At 43.6% G+C, this 16,216-nt stretch carries 11 protein-coding genes and 1 pseudogene; 6 read left to right on the plus strand and 6 right to left on the minus strand.

What is annotated here, in order from left to right; translation table 11 throughout:
- Positions 1 to 9 precede the first annotated feature (9 nt).
- The 6 genes and pseudogenes from MHM99_RS17670 to MHM99_RS17695 form a co-directional block, all read right to left on the minus strand.
- Positions 10 to 2,163 (minus strand): integrase, encoded by a 2,154-nt coding sequence (locus MHM99_RS17670; protein WP_239220243.1) that lies wholly within the window; start codon positions 2,161 to 2,163, stop codon positions 10 to 12.
- Positions 2,164 to 2,174: 11 nt separating this feature from the next.
- Positions 2,175 to 4,643: a hypothetical protein gene (locus tag MHM99_RS17675; RefSeq protein ID WP_150140950.1), complete on the minus strand. Its 2,469-nt coding sequence runs from the start codon at positions 4,641 to 4,643 to the stop codon at positions 2,175 to 2,177.
- Positions 4,644 to 4,647: 4 nt separating this feature from the next.
- Complete coding sequence (locus MHM99_RS17680) at positions 4,648 to 6,057, minus strand: site-specific integrase (RefSeq protein ID WP_061094527.1); 1,410 nt, start codon at positions 6,055 to 6,057, stop codon at positions 4,648 to 4,650.
- An 82-nt stretch (positions 6,058 to 6,139) separates the two neighbouring features.
- Positions 6,140 to 6,373: pseudogene (locus MHM99_RS17685) on the minus strand (DNA polymerase V subunit UmuC); the annotation flags it as partial.
- A 7-nt stretch (positions 6,374 to 6,380) separates the two neighbouring features.
- On the minus strand, positions 6,381 to 6,830 hold the full coding sequence (gene umuD, locus MHM99_RS17690) for a translesion error-prone DNA polymerase V autoproteolytic subunit (RefSeq protein ID WP_015066540.1): 450 nt from the start codon (positions 6,828 to 6,830) through the stop codon (positions 6,381 to 6,383).
- 95 nt (positions 6,831 to 6,925) lie between these two features.
- Complete coding sequence (locus MHM99_RS17695) at positions 6,926 to 7,855, minus strand: IS1595 family transposase (RefSeq protein WP_239220244.1); 930 nt, start codon at positions 7,853 to 7,855, stop codon at positions 6,926 to 6,928.
- Between the two features lie 672 nt (positions 7,856 to 8,527).
- Between MHM99_RS17695 and MHM99_RS17700 the strand changes: the two genes are divergently transcribed.
- From MHM99_RS17700 to MHM99_RS17725, 6 genes are all read left to right on the plus strand, one after another.
- On the plus strand, positions 8,528 to 9,433 hold the full coding sequence (locus MHM99_RS17700) for a 3'-5' exonuclease (RefSeq protein WP_015066541.1): 906 nt from the start codon (positions 8,528 to 8,530) through the stop codon (positions 9,431 to 9,433).
- Between the two features lie 213 nt (positions 9,434 to 9,646).
- A complete protein-coding gene (locus tag MHM99_RS17705) occupies positions 9,647 to 9,946 on the plus strand; it encodes a hypothetical protein (protein ID WP_015066542.1) in 300 nt (99 codons plus the stop codon).
- 317 nt (positions 9,947 to 10,263) lie between these two features.
- Positions 10,264 to 11,232 (plus strand): WYL domain-containing protein, encoded by a 969-nt coding sequence (locus MHM99_RS17710; RefSeq protein WP_015066543.1) that lies wholly within the window; start codon positions 10,264 to 10,266, stop codon positions 11,230 to 11,232.
- A 113-nt stretch (positions 11,233 to 11,345) separates the two neighbouring features.
- A complete protein-coding gene (locus tag MHM99_RS17715; protein ID WP_015066544.1) occupies positions 11,346 to 13,775 on the plus strand; it encodes a class I SAM-dependent DNA methyltransferase in 2,430 nt (809 codons plus the stop codon).
- Positions 13,775 to 15,043, plus strand: coding sequence for a restriction endonuclease subunit S (locus MHM99_RS17720; RefSeq protein WP_015066545.1), 1,269 nt, complete (start codon positions 13,775 to 13,777; stop codon positions 15,041 to 15,043). The genes MHM99_RS17715 and MHM99_RS17720 overlap by 1 nt, the downstream gene beginning before the upstream one ends.
- 9 nt (positions 15,044 to 15,052) lie before the next feature.
- On the plus strand, positions 15,053 to 16,216 hold the full coding sequence (locus MHM99_RS17725) for a DUF4268 domain-containing protein (RefSeq protein WP_015066546.1): 1,164 nt from the start codon (positions 15,053 to 15,055) through the stop codon (positions 16,214 to 16,216).

Genomic DNA, 16,216 nt, shown 5'->3' on the forward strand with positions numbered 1-16,216 from the left:
TCCGATCACTTAAGGTAAAACTGGCAGGGACGAAAAAGAAGATGAAAAAGTGATCGGATAAAACCGAAACGACCGATCGGATTCACCGAAATACGCAGTTGCAGAACTGGAGTTTAATTCATTGTTTTCTTTTAAAAACTCAACGTTTCTCATTGCGTCCATACGGGAGGATTCGGCATAAACAGCATTTTCAATAAAATCATATTCGCAGTCTACACATTCACTTAAATCAATATTGATACGCATTGAACATTGAGTATTAGTGCAATACATCCCAGGAGCAATAGCATGTAAATGTTCTTTACCGTTGGTCAACCGATCTATCCAGTAGTCAACCGATAGCTTGCGTTTGCTTACTCCATCTTCAAAATAACTTTCACCTTCGCGACTAATCTCAGCCGCTGCTGCTTGACCTTTACCTCCTGCGATACGCTTACCATTCGCCATTTTTTGATATATGCGAGCAAATATCTCAGCCTGTTGTGTGACTCGTTCTTTTTGTATTTCGCTGTAAAGTTTTTCAAATGAATAGGCATTTCGGGCATACCATCGCGTCATTGCCATCGACAAATGCGAAAATTGCTGCTTCAAGGCGGGGAAAGAACACAGCTCATAACCAATTAGGTAGTACGCGAGGGAGCGCCGTGTCTGGTGTGGCGAAAAGTGAAATTTATCACCCTGATTAAAAGATGTTTGGGTTGGGTCGGAGGTCTGTAAATGCCCCATATCTTCTGCTGTAAGTGTAAAATCAAATTTATCGCTGTTAAACCCCGTATTAATTTTAGTGTGTAATGCGCTCTTCCCTATAGGTTGGGGAAAAGCGATGTCCTTCAAGTTTGCAAACATTCGATGATTATTTTTCTTTGCAAATCTGTCGCGATAAGGCGTATTAATAGCATTTAATATATGGAAGGCTTTCCAACCCGTTTCCGTGGTTACAAACGTGTCATTTTTGGTTTGACTACTGATCGTAATTTTTGATTGGCGTGTAGTTAGAAAGTAAATGGTTTCCTTGCCAGTTTCGGACTCACATCCATTTTTATCGAAAGTCGTTCTTTGCGCACCGTAAACAGGACTCATTTTGTACAACTCGTCTACGCGCATTCCTGACAATGCCAAGCAAAGCCATGAGGCTTTTGTGTTCAAGCTTCTCAAATACTGTCTAAAACCAGCCCAGCCATAATAAGTGTTGCCAATGCGTGCTCTGAAGATACTAAGACATTCTCGTCGTATTTGAATGCGGGGTTGAATAGATGTGAATATTTGCATCCACCGTGGATCTTCACCTTTATCCGCTAAGGTTATTCCATTGTTGTCGAGCGCCTGGGTAAATCGTTCCCATGATTCTGCATAACCGCCATGAGGTTTATGGCTATAGCCGCTTCTAACCCTCAGAATTTTTCTTTTTACTTCATCGGAATAAAAGGAAATCATCTGCTCAACTGCTTGTTCGATTTCATCTCTTAATCCGTAGGCTTTTACGATATCTTCACTGTACCCTTTTAATGCCGCAAAATAGATTCGGGGGGGAATCACCACTTTTCCGTTTTGCGCATCAGAACTCATGTTGTACATCTTATGGGATTGATGTGAAAAATTGACCTTGAAAGGTAGCAGCCCTTTCAAGTGGACAAGACTATTCAACCCTATAAAACAATAGCTCCTAGAAATATCATACCATCCCTCAGTAACCAAAATTTCTAGATGCTCTTGATTCAATTCCTCAAATGAATTGATGCCACGTTTGATTAGTTGGGCAATATCCTTTCGAAGAGAGTTTTTTTTATTATTTATTGAAGCCAGTTCTATATGTTTAACAGAAAACCACATATCCGCTAATGCTACGCACTTCATTTGATTAAGCATGTGACGCTCTTTTTGATGAAGTACAATGACATTTTCTTCTTGCTCTGGCTCAATGTTAAAAATCAAGTTCGTGACCCCACTCCCTTTGTAGTCAGAATTTCTAAACGCCCATATATCCTCGCCAAACAAGATGGTCTTTTTTTGATCTTGATAGACCACCATTTTGTCTAACTCTTCCCAATCGCCTCGCAGTAGCGCAGGGAGAAGTTCCTGTTGCAAATAGTCGCCTCTATCACCAATTAAACGCATGGTATCTAAGGTTGAATCCATATCTTGTGAGTTTTCAAAAGACAGCATAGATATAGCCCTTATAAAAATTGGGTAATGGAAGATAACGAGTCGAAAAGTGGATAACGCCCTTTTTCTTCAAGCAAATCCTCAGCTTGTTCAACGGTCTCTAATGGGAGGCCGTCAAGGTTAGCTTGAAAGCGATTTATCTTTAATTGAATTACCGAAGCGCGTTCTGGGTATTGGTCAATGGCTTCACTTAACGCATCGAGAAAGCTCAATAGTTTATAAATAGCGTAGGGGTCATCAACGAGTTTGGCGCTTTTGCAAAAGACGCAAAGATCGTATTGATAGCAGGTAATATCTTGACCCTCTTCAATAATCCCTTTTTTTTCTGCGAACTTGCGTGCTGCATAATGCCAATCTTTCTCTGACAGCAAATCAATTTCCCCGCCGCAGCTAATGCCATTGGGGTTTGTAGGAGCATTACGTTGTTTCCAAACATCGTATTCTAAGACGGGAATTTCCAATTCTTTCTTAACCGATTCTATAGCTTCACTGCGGCTCTTGCCCTGGGCTATGTAGACTAACCCCATCATCCCTTGTGACATTTGCTTGTTGTTTGAGACAGGGTGGCCGTTGGGGTAATGTCTTTCAGTTGTTTCAATATTGTGCTGCAAAATTTTTCGGGCTGTCCACCCTTTTTCTTCAGCTTTATACTCTAAGTTAGAATGAGTAGTGCGAATCCTACTGGCGGTAATATTTATAAAGTAATCACCGCGACCAATGCCACACAATTTTAACAGAACTTCGCGAATCGGAACCTCACCTTCTGACCACTGATAAGTAACATATTTACCACCCAGCGGTAGTAAGAATGGATGCTTGGTTGTTGAACTCCCCCCACCAAAACCATAATTTTTTCTGGGTAAAGGGTTTCTGCTCGCAGCATAACGCTCAACCAATTGAAGAAAAGGTTTGTATTTAGCTGCAACAATAAACTCACCTTTAGAGCCATCAGCATATTTGAAAGAAACTGTCATCGCTCCATCGGAATCTTTCTCTGAATAATTAAGCGGTATAAGCGCGTTCCGCAATGAAACATCAGTCATACATGAAAGAGCAGCGTAAGCAATAGGCATTGCTCTTATTGTTACAACTTGCTTTTTAAGAACGGTGACTTTTGCTTCCATCGTGTATACACCATCATCTCGTTTAATCTTGTTAAACGTGGTCATCTTTTGATCTTTAACAATGTCGGCGTAGGTTTTTACTAGATGGTCGGTCAACTCAGCTCTGCTATCAGAAAGCAAATTTAGGTTCTTTGATAATTGGAATGAAGCTCCAGACACATCAACCTTGCCTTTATCACCTTCGCTATTGAGGAAATATATCAGAGTGTCATAAGGGTCTTCGCTGTAGGTTTTCGAGAGGAGTTCGAGTGCTCGAAGAAAGGTAATTCCGTCAGTTTCTCCAACAGTGTCGCGCTTATTGATGTCAGCGACAATAAACCCAGCTTCCTCATCTTTGGCTTCGGGGTGGGAGCTTTCTTCTAAGCCTGAAAATAACGCTTTTACGTCCTTTGATGCACGACCTTTGTAAGCGCGAACTTGAGCAACTTTTGATGTCCGACCATCTTTATTTGACGTAACCATTTTAATGGGGTGGCGAACCTGTCTAATCACTGTGTCGTTAAATGCAGTGTAATAGGCAAACAAAGTGTAAGCTGCCGACATGCATTGATTAAAAGGACTCGCTAAGCCTTCTGAAGCTGAACCATTTTTTCTCCCAAGTGTAATCGTGATGTCACGATTATCTATTCTTTCAACCACAATGTTTTCTAGGTATTGAGGTGGGGGCGATTCGGGGTTTTCTTCTTTAAACGCAATAAGTTGAGTTACCAAAGAGAAAAAGAGAAGCTGAGTGCGTCTAACTAGTGCATACCATTCGCTTGATGTATAAGGTAGTGTAGCAAAATCTGTTATCTCACCAGTAAAGCTCTTAAGCGTGGCTTGCATGTCTGACACATCAAAATCAAGCACTGGAAGCATCGAGTCGAGATTCATCTTTTTTTGAAGAGCTGAGGATTCCAACAAACCAAACTCTTCACCATTATGATACTGAAATTGGTATTTTTTAGGCTCACTAGCAATGTCAACTAAGCGCCGTAACTCACCTGAGTTACCAGCGTAATAAAGATATCCAGCCTGACTAAAAGGGTCGAACTTCTTAATGTCGCAAAATGCAATGTAAGTCTTTAAGGCGCTTAATTTAACTACTAGAGACCATGCATTGGTTTCATTTTTCTTCTCTTGATCAACCCATCTTTTTAGCTTTTGCATTCTTTCCAGTCGAGAGGGTTTAGCTAATGGTTTTTTGGGATCACACTGTTCATGACACCAATAAATAAAATTGTGTCTTGTGCTGTTTAGCACCCCTTCTGGCCGTATATCAACGATCAAATCTAATGAAGTAACATTTTTCTTAGTAATCGGCGGAGCGGGTGATTTATTTTGATTTCTCGATGCTGCTAATCGACTTTTTGCCATATCATCACCTCAGCGATTGTTGTGCGAATTGATTTTTACGCTGAGCGAATTCCAACCATGTTTTATTGTCATTCATGTAGTTAACGTATTTTTGAGTGGTAGAGGTGCTTTCATGCCCCATCAAATCAGCCAGCTCCTGTAACAAAGCCTCGAAGGGCTTACCTGTTTCCATATGTTTGCTGTACAGCCAGTCGGTTGCGAAAGTGGCTCGTAAGTCATGAGGGGCAAAATAAATATCAAGCCCACAGTGTGTCAAATCATTGCGGATAGTTTCCACATACTTTTGAATGGTGTTTGGAGCGTAGATATTGCCATTCGATTTAACGAATAAGTGGTTATGGCGAAGTAATCCTTTTTCAATAGCCTTCTTCCTCGCCTTACTTAACTTGTACTCGTACAACAGATCCATGACACTGGCTGGGATTTCAATTGTTCTGTTTTTTTTGAACTTGGTTAAGCAACCGTTAATATTCTCACCAATTTGCACCTTAACTACTTTAGCTTTTGGCTTGTCCACGACAGAGGCAGGAAATGTTATTAATTCCTCCAATCTCAATCCCGTTTCAGTTTTTAAGTACACCATTAGGGCTTTAGTGTCAGATGAATTTTCAATATCAAGGTGTTTATAAAGCTCTTGTTTTTCATCTTCACGAAGTGGGTTAAGCTCTCGAATATCAGCATCTTGAGGTTTTTTTATGTTCTTAAATGGTCTAGTGAGACCTGTGGTGTATACAATAATTTCCTTACTGTGACTGCGATTGAGATGTGAGAGCATTTCATGTTGTGCTCTGTTTCCTTTGTTGCTTATGCGAACAGTCTTTGCCTTAAACTCAAATGGTCGAAAGGTTTTGCTGATTGAAATGATCCGCTGGCGATGAAGGAAGATGAAGTAATTGACAACTTTCAAAACATAGTTAGAGGCTGTACTTGGAGAACCACCGACTTTTCCAGTTTCATCCTTGGTATAAAGGTTTTCCAATAAATAGTCTCGATATCTCACGATTGGACTTTCCTCTACCTTCTCGGTGCAGTCATATATTGTTAACGGAGGTTTTTCATCAACCAGAAGGCCAGTCCTTGGGTGTGTATGTTCGGGGATTTCCGTGCTCAACCACCGATAGAAGCTCAATAACGCAACTGCATGGGATTGAATCGTCTTATCGGAGGATATATCTGGATCTGCCAACAAAGAGTGAAGATATAGATTCACTGGCACCACATTGATACCATCGGGGTCTATTAAAATTGGAAGTTTATGAGCAAATGGTTTTGAGTTGTCCCTAACGTCATGGATGATCTCGCCACTGTCAGGGTGTGGCCTACTTATAAATGAGGGATATTTCTCCGTACTAATCCACATAAGACAATAGTCAAAGCCGAAGTCATCTGGAAACGACCTATTTTGTTCAATCACATTAACACCTAAATCATCCGTTATTCACACTGCTAAGCCTTCCCCCAGGGGGTTACGCGTTCATACATCTACTTTTTCAAGTAAGCGCATAGTTGGACGAAAAGGCCAAAATGCCATGACGCAGCATTTCAGATTTGATCTGAAAGACGGGTACACCCATTTTTATACCGAGTAACTTAGCTTCACGCGAGCGTGCAACCACGCAGCCGTCATTGTTGGACAGCACCACAACCGGTGTATCTTTTAAATCAGGACGAAACAGCTTCTCACAACTGGCGTAAAAATTGTTGCAGTCCACCAAGGCAAACACAGGCATGGGATAGTCACGACTTACGGCGCATGTTTCGCACCACATTGGTGACCACACCAAATATCTCCAACTCTGTTCCTTCAGGAATATGAATGGGCTCATACGCCTGGTTTCTTGGGATCAGCATGACGCACGGCCTTAGTTGAAGCTCCTTTACCGTGAGTTCTCCATGGATTCCCGCTATGACAATGTCACCGTGTTCTGCTTGGACAGAGCGATCAACCACCAAAATATCATCTGGGTGAATCCCGGCATCAATCATTGAATCACCTTCAACACGCACAAAGAACGTTGCAGCCGGTCGCTTGATGCACAGCTCGTTGAGGTCGAGCATTTGCTCAACATAATCCTGCGCTGGTGAGGGAAAACCAGCAGAAACACGTTCCATGAACAATGGAATACGAAGGCGCTTTGCTTTGATGAAGGCAAGTGCGCCGCTACGGCCTATCAGCGAGACACTCATGACGAACCTCGAAAAATCATAATTAATACTGTTTGTTTATGGCGCTGTTCCATTTCTGTGTTGATACCATTTTGCTGACGTCAGCAAAATGGTCTTCATAAAGCATATTCTACCCAGCTATCATCATCTTTAGCCTGTTCCATTTGTCGGAACCACGCGATGTAATTATCCAGATAGGCAGTACCAACACCGTTAAATTGCCTTAACCACTGCTTCCAACGCATCATCCAGTTATTTAGCGTCTGTATATGATAGATACCATCAACAACCCGCTGATTATCCAAGGCTATTAGCCGTTTATGATCAAGTTTGAAGGGGAGATTTTTAACGATAGTCTGATAGGATAAGTTACCATCAGTACACAAAACACTGTCAGGGGTTAGCACTGGCGCTAAAGAGCGCTCCAGCTCTTCTCTGGTGTTTCTGTTTAATACGCAGTGAGTAACAGAGCCATTGCGGTCTAGCGCCAGCATGATAGGAACTTTGGGGATCTCTTTCCCCTTCGAACCTCGCTTTCTGGACAGCCTATCAAGCTTCCTTCGCCCTTTAAATGATTCATTAATAAAGGTCTCATCAGCTTCGATAATGCCGTGCAGCTCAGAGGGCTTGTTACGCCTTGGCTGGGAGAGAAGTTGGTGACGCCACCGCCAAGCAGTTTTAATGTTTACACCCAGCTCCTTTGCTGCCTCCCTGAGCTTCATGGTAAGCCACATTCCCTCGGAATATTGATGCCATTTATCCCGAATTCTCATGCCGGACAACGGTGTGCCACTGAGTGAATTGAAAGTTCGGTGACATGACTTGCAATAGTAGCGTTGTTGTCCACGAGACGTTGTGCCGTATTTGGTGAAGTGGTGACCTCCACAGTGAGCACATTCAGAAACACTTTCCTCATGTACCGCAATGGCTTTACCGACATGATCGGCTGAGATCCTGTCATCAACACACTTTCTCAGACGCTTTAACTGCACAAAGCTAAGTGTTCCTAAAGAGGCTTGTAAAGTGTTAAATTGAGAGTTGTTCAAGGCCGACTCCATCCTCCTGATATTGTTGGAAGTGTAGCTCACCAACACAGAAATGGAACAGCGCCTTGTTTATACAGTATCTAATGCTATGCTGATTTCTACAAGTAGAATTGTAGGTAAAACTGGTGTTGTTCGAGTAAGACGTTGTGTCGTGGGTGATTTCTTTTTTGTGTTGAAAAGCTTGATGTGGGGATAGCTCGCCCTCGTCAAAGCCTGCAAGGCTTGGACATTACTGCTTCTGCCTACTGCTCTTGTTTCTGTTACTGATCCTGTTACTGCTACTGGTTAACGCATGGGTCAAGTAACCGTCAGACAAGGCTTGTTGAACCCTTTGCAAAGGGTTTAAAAACAGTTAGTAAAATTCTGCTTCGTATTGAATTTACTGGCTTAAAGCGAAGTTAGGAGCACCATTAAAATGCTCAGTCGAACTCAGTTCAAGCCTTTTGCAACCGTTTGAAAAGGGGTTGGCTAAGCCATACGTAAAGGGTATCGGTAAGGGTTACCTAAAGGGTTTAGCTAAGGCTTTCTGAAAGGCTTAGCCAAAGCCTTCATACATGGGTTCACCCAGTAGAAAGATTAAAAAAACGCTTAGGTATCCAAGGTGCATTTAGAAAAACCTGTGGCACAGTGAAATCACCTAAAGCGAACAATAGAAGTGAAGAGGAACCATCAATGACAAGAGCCCCTGCGCCATTTCCGCTAGAGCGCCTCGCGGATATCCCAGAAAGGCCAGAAGATTTTAGATTGCTGGAGCGCATTCCATTAACGCGTGAACCGCAGTCCTGGCCACTTGAACTTTCGCCTATGGTCGGTGATGAACAGCCAATGGTGCTGCTCGATACAGAGACAACTGGACTGTCTGCCGATGATGAGTCCATTATTGAGCTTGGTATGGTAAAGGTGCTTTACAGCCCCTCTGCTCAGCGGATTGTGTCGATTGTTGATGTGATCAGCTTGTATGAAGATCCCAGCAAGCCAATCCCCGAGCTGATTACCGAGTTAACCGGTATCACTGATGAGATGGTGCAAGGCCAGCACATTGATGATTCACTGGTAGCGAGTTGGTTATCCGATGATCCGCTGGTGGTTGCACACAATGCACAGTTTGATCGTCCTTTCTTTGAAAAGCGGTTTGCTGCATTAGGACATCTATCTTGGGTCTGTTCAGCCAGTGGCATAGATTGGAAGGCGCTGGGTTTTGAAAGTCGAAAACTTGAGTACCTGCTGCTTCGCTTAGGTTGGTTCTATGAAGGACACCGAGCTGCAACCGATTGTTTGGCGATGGCCTGGTTGTTTCATTTGTTGCCCGAGTCCGTTGCAAACTTGTTGTCTGAAGCAGACAGGCGAACTGTATTAGTTCGTGCGTTTGGTGCGCCGTTTGACGTAAAGGACTATTTAAAAGAGCGCGGTTACCGCTGGCATGACGGTGTTAAAGGTGCCAACAAACATTGGTGGCGCGAAATCAGCGAAGACGAGTTGCCGCAGGAACAAACTTACCTGGATGATTTGTACCATCGTGGCTCAGAACATGCCCACTATGACTACAAAGATGCTCGCAATCGATTTAAAGCTTTGTAGCTCTCTACAAGGTAAGCCTTGCATATTTGAAAACCTCTGGAAAATGGAAAGTGAACTTACGTTATACCCAAACTACTTGGTGTTGCAGCTAGGCGGCAAGTAAGTGAGTCCCCATGAGCATAGATCTTCTATGTGATTGGGGTGAGCGAATGCAGGTAACACCGCTGCGGCTGCAAGTAGGAAGGGTATATAACCAACAAGAGGAATCTTTCCATGTACCAAGACACCTACATTGAATACTGGGGCGAAATCTTCGTCTCTGCCCGCATCATTGAATTTGGCATCACGTTCGAGCGCTTTCTAAAAGATCCATGGAAGCATTTGATGTCCTGTGGCCAAGAATCTGCACCGGACGCGATTGCTGAAGGGATGCTGCCATTGCTACCAGCCCAGGCAGAAGTTGCCAGGCGTGTTCGAGAGAGTGAGCAACGAGCCCTGATCTCTACAGAGTCGGACAAAGGGGTATCGCATCGCGGTAACATCGTGGTGCCACTGGTTCGGGTAGCGCATTGATAGCGGCTATCAGCAATGGCATGAAACAAGGCCTTCACGCTCATGACTCAGCGGCAATTGTAATCCAGATCAAAAAGTTGCCGCTTAGTCTTCCCTACAAAATAATTTGTGATAGGATGATACCTAATAAAATTAATTAGGTTGAAGCCTATTCAGTGTTTTATGGCCATCTGTTCAGCTTCAACCGGTAGAGATTGATTAGCCATTGCGGATGAATAGCAGCTTTATGCCATGCCGTTCAATGTGATTACGTGATGTCTGACCGAACTTTATAAACAGAGTTTTAAGAATCTGGTTGAATTGGATAAACAAGACGCATGACAAATGATGGTCTGAAAAAAACGGTAGTGGCGAGTTCACTCGCTAAAGAAAGTGCGAAAGGAAAGCCAGATAGGCTTTCGCAGATAGCGCAGTTGCCACAAGCAACCAGGGATCGCATTGCCCACATTGATTTCACCTTATTGTTTAAGGGAGAAGCGGTACGGGCGGACTTAGTCGATCGCTTCAGTATAGCTGCCGCACAAGCAACGAAAGACTTCACCATGTACAGAGAGCTTGCGCCAGGCAATATTGAGTATGACCAAAAGCTCAAGTTGCACAAGCGTGGTGAAGCATTTGAACCCCTGTTCGACTACGACGTTGTGAGAACTCTGGCAACCATTAGCCAAGGCTACGGCGATGGCTTCACTGGAAAGGTAAAACCACCTCTGGCTTGTGAAGCGCCTTATCACCTTAACAAGCCGAGTTTATCGATAGTAGCGAAAGTCACCGAGGCCATCCACAAAGGCAAAGCCTTGAGTATCACCTATGTGTCGTTATCGAGCGGTGAAACAACGCGTGAAATTGTACCGCATACGCTGGTGGACAATGGCCTGCGTTGGCATGTTCGTGGTTTTGACCGCAAGCATGGTGAGTTCCGTGACTTTGTATTGACCCGCATTAAAGCTGCGGTTGTGCTTGAAGATTCAACCTTGTCGCCTTCTGTTATCAAAGAAAGTGAGCTCGAAACCCAAGATCGACAGTGGAACCGATTCGTAGAGCTTGAGTTAGTGCCGCATCCACGTATTGAGCACAGCGAAGCGATAGAGCTGGACTATGGCATGACGGGTGGCGTTCTAAAGGTTGAGATTAGAGCAGCAACCGCTGGCTATTTGCTACGCCAATGGCATGTGGATTGTTCTACGGAACACTCATTAATGGGCTTTGAGTATCAGCTTTGGTTGCGTAACAGCCAGGCTCTTTATGGTGTCACAAACTTAAGTATTGCGCCGGGTAGAACAAGTTAATCGAACGATGTAGCGACCATTGAGACGTTACATAAAGAACAGAATTTTAAATTTATAGTGAAGCCGTTGCAGCAACCTAGTGGGATGCAACCAACACTGAACAGGAAAAGAAAATGGATCATAGTGTACATAACAAGCTCATCTCATTTATTTGGAACATTGCCGACGACTGTTTACGTGATGTGTACGTTCGCGGTAAGTACCGCGATGTGATTTTACCTATGGTGGTATTACGACGTTTAGATACGTTACTAGAACCTACCAAAGAAGCCGTGCTTGAAGAGGTAAAGTTCCAAAAAGAAGAGATGCAAGCCACGGAGCTTGATGATGAACCATTAAAAGCGGCCAGTGGTTATGTTTTTTACAATACATCTAAATGGACGCTGAAATCCCTGTTCAACACCGCAACGAATAACCAACAGATATTACTCGCCAACTTTGAAGAGTACCTGCTTGGCTTTAGCGATAACGTTAAAGAAATCATTGAATGCTTTAATCTCAAATCGCAAATTCGTCACATGGCCTCCAAGCAAGTCCTTCTTGATGTCGTCGAAAAGTTTGTTTCCCCTTACATCAACCTAACTCATGAAACGGTCGAAGACCCAGATGGCAACAAGATGCCAGCCCTTACTAACCTGGGTATGGGTTACGTGTTCGAGGAGTTGATCCGCAAGTTCAACGAAGAAAACAACGAAGAAGCAGGTGAACACTTTACACCACGTGAAGTGATTGAATTGATGACGCACCTGGTGTTCGACCCAGTGAAAGACCAGTTGCCGCTTACCATGACAGTGTATGACCCTGCGTGTGGTAGCGGTGGTATGTTGACTGAATCTCAAAACTTCATTGAAGAGAAATACCCGAACGACAGCCGTGATGTTTACCTTTACGGCAAAGAGATCAACGACGAAACCTACGCGATTTGTAAATCGGACATGATGATCAAAGGTAACAACCCTGAGAACATCAAAGTAGGCTCAACCTTGTCTACCGATGAGTTCGCGGCTTCACGCTTTGACTTTATGTTGTCTAACCCGCCATATGGTAAGAGTTGGGCGTCTGAACAGAAGCACATTAAAGACGGCAGTGATGTGATTGACCCTCGTTTTAAGGTTAGCCTGAAAGACTATTGGGGAAATCTCGAAGTGGTAGATGCCACGCCACGTTCAAGTGATGGCCAGCTGCTCTTCTTAATGGAAATGGTCAACAAGATGAAAGATCCGAGTGTAAGCCCATTAGGCAGCCGGATTGCTTCTGTTCATAACGGCTCATCGCTCTTTACCGGTGATGCGGGCGGTGGCGAAAGTAACATTCGTCGCTTCATCATTGAAAACGACATGCTAGATGCCATCGTTCAGTTACCTAATAACCTGTTCTACAACACCGGCATTACCACTTACATTTGGGTGTTGAACAACAATAAACCTGAGGCACGTAAAGGTAAGGTGCAACTGATTGATGCCAGCTTGCTATACCGTAAGTTGCGTAAGAACTTAGGTAACAAAAACTGCGAATTTGCACCTGAGCACATTACGGAAATTACCGATACTTACCTGGCGTGTATGGATGTTGAAAGAGCACTTGATGCAAACAATGATCCGATCGGCATCGCCAGCAAGGTGTTTAGCAATGACGATTTTGGCTACTACAAAGTCACTATCGAGCGCCCAGATCGCCGCAGAGCCAAGTTCACTCAAGACGCAATAGCCCCACTGCGTTTTGATAAGCAGCTCAGTGAAGTGATGGAGCACGTTTACGCAGAGCACGGCGAACGTGTTTACGAAAAAACTGGCTACGGGTCTGATCAGAAAAAGAGCTTCTTAAAATCCATTGAGAAGGACATTCTTTCTTGGTGTGAAGATAACGACATCAGTCTCAATGCAAAGGCTAAGGCAAAACTGCTCGATGTGAAACATTGGCTGGCGCTAAAAGCATTGCTTGAAACGGCACAAACGCTGATGGCTGATATCGGTAGCAATGAATTTGATGACTTCAATAGCTTTAAAACCCAAGTTGATAAATCACTAAAAGCCCACGCCATTAAGCTTTCAGCACCTGAGAAAAATGCCATCCTAAACGCGGTGAGCTGGTATGACGAAACCGCCAAGAAAGTGGTTAAAAAGGTAGTTAAATTAACGGGTGATAAATTAGACGACCTCCTGGAGCGCTACGAGTGTGAAGTCGCTGACCTGCCAGATTTTGGTTATTACCCCGTTCCTAGAGAAGAAGGCGGTAAAAAGGGCGAGTTCATCACTTACGAAACCAACTCAGACCTGCGAGACACAGAATCTGTCCCGCTGAAGCAAAGCATTTACCAGTACTTCCTAGACGAAGTGAAGCCACATGTTGATGAAGCGTGGATAAACCTGGATACGGTGAAAATTGGTTATGAAATCAGCTTCAATAAGTATTTCTACCGTCATAAACCGCTGCGTAGTTTAGAAGAGGTGGCAACCGACATCATCAACCTGGAACAAAAAGCCGAAGGTCTTATTGCGCAGATATTGGGTGTGAACGTGGCGGAAGTTCAGGGAGAAGCGTAATGGAACGTTTAGCATTGATGCCGAAATATGACGATTATGTAGATTCTGGGGTTGAATGGTTGGGACGAGTACCAGCCTCTTGGGAATTAACACGATTAGGCACTCGCTTTAATGAGCGTAGATCTAAAGTTTCAGACATAGACTACCCTGCACTCTCCGTAACAAAAAAAGGCGTTCTACCTCAATTGGATAATGCGGCCAAAACAAAAGATGGCGATAACAGGAAGCTAGTAAAAGAGGGTGACTTTGTTATAAATAGCCGCTCTGATCGGAAGGGTTCTAGTGGAGTATCTGACAGAGATGGATCAGTATCGCTTATAAATATAGTACTTAAACCAAAAGGGATTCATCCAAAGTTTTCAGAGCACCTTTTGAAAAGTCATGCATTTATTGAGGAATACTATCGTGTTGGACGTGGAATTGTCGCAGATTTGTGGACTACTCGATACGATGAAATGCGGACGATTACTATATCTGTTCCTTCACTAGAAGAACAAACCCGTATCGCCAACTTTCTAGACAAGAAAACCGCTCAAATCGACGACGCGATTGCTATCAAAGAGCAGCAAATTAACCTGCTCAAAGAGCGTAAGCAGATCATCATCCAACAGGCGGTGACCCAAGGGCTTGATCCCAATGTGCCAATGAAAGACTCCGGTGTGGATTGGATTGGGGAGATACCGGAGCATTGGGAAATCAAGCCTCTAAAACACATACTAAAACTGAAAAATTTAAAGATAGAAGCAGGTAAAAGCAATTTAGAATATTTGGGGATGGAGTGTGTTAACTCCTTTGATGGAACAAAGAATGAAATAAAATCTGAAGCCGACGGCCTGTCAACATTTTTTCAAGTTGGGGATATTTTATTCGGTAAATTACGCCCTTACTTGGCAAAAGTTTATGTCGCTGATTTTGAAGGGGTTTGTTCCACAGAGTTTTTAGTGTACGAAGTGAAGAGAGGTAGTAATGCCTTCTTCTCAAAACTAATGCTGTCGAATGGGTTTATTAGTGTGGTTGATGCATCAACTTATGGGTCAAAAATGCCAAGAGCAAGTTCCGATTTTATCGGAAATTTAAATATAGTTAATCCACCATTTGAAGAACAAATTAAAATTTCTTCATTTATCGACAAGCAAAACGAACTTTTTGATATGAATATTTCTCTACAGAAAGCTCAAATCGAAAAACTCAAAGAATACAAAACCACCCTGATCAACAGCGCCGTGACAGGAAAAATAAAAATCACCCCGGAAATGGTTGAGCAATAGGACGCGCATATGTTCACGGTAAATCATCAGACCAATAGGATTAGTCCGGTTAAGACGAAGAGATTCAGTGAGTTGGGCTTTACTGAGCGCAAGCATCTTCAGGAGTGGTTGGCACACGAACCTTCCGCACTCGGTGAAGAGTTGTTGATTATTCAAAAAGAGTTCGATGGCTTTGATGACACCCGTGAACGCTTAGATTTACTGGCACTGGATAAAGATGGCAACTTGGTCATTATTGAAAACAAGCTGGACGACAGTGGCCGCGATGTGGTGTGGCAGGCGCTTAAATATGCCTCTTACTGTGCAAGTTTAACCAAAGCGCAAATCGTTGACATTTACCAACAGTACTTAGACCGCTATGAGCCCGTAACCCGAGAGGTTGACCTGTTAAATGCCCCTGCAAGTGCTTCGGCGAGAATATGTGAATTTTTGGATGCGCCCGATCTGGATGAGTTAAAGCTCAACCTGGGTAACAGCCAGCGTATTATGTTAGTTGCGGCGAACTTTCGCAAAGAAGTGACCAGCACCGCGCTGTGGTTATTGGGTCAAGGCATTAGCATTGCCTGCTTCAAAATCACGCCTTATTCACTGGGTGAACAGCTACTGATTAATATTGACCAGATCATCCCAACGCCAGAAGCGAAAGAGTTGATGATCGGCATTAATGCCAAGGAAGCGGAAGAAAAAACCACCGAAGTGGTACTAAAAAACCGCCATACGGTGCGGCGCGAATACTGGGAGCGTGCCTTAGAGGCGTTTCAGAAAAGCGCTTGCCAACTCTATAACAACATTAGCCCAAGCAAAGATCATTGGTTATCAGCAGGCTCAGGGTTAAGTGGGTGTCCGTATAACCTGATATTTCTGCAAAAAGAGCTTCGAGTAGAGCTTTGGATCAGCCGTGGGGTTACCGAAGAGAATAAATACCTTTTTGACTTGTTGAGTCAGTCCAAACAGGACATTGAACATACTTTTGGTGCAGAACTTGAGTGGATGAGGCTGGATGAGAAGAAATCTTGCCGTATTCAGTTTTCGACCAAAGCTGATGGGTTTAATAAAGATACGTGGCCCCAAGCGGTTGCGTGGCACTTAGAGCAGATGACAAAGTTAGAAAAAGCCTTAAAAGGACCGCTGCAAAAAGCGGCTGAGGCAATGAAACAGAAGAATTTTGATTAA

The sequence above is a fragment of the Alteromonas sp. MmMcT2-2 genome, from assembly GCF_022348305.1.
GTDB classification, from domain to species: domain Bacteria; phylum Pseudomonadota; class Gammaproteobacteria; order Enterobacterales; family Alteromonadaceae; genus Alteromonas; species Alteromonas macleodii.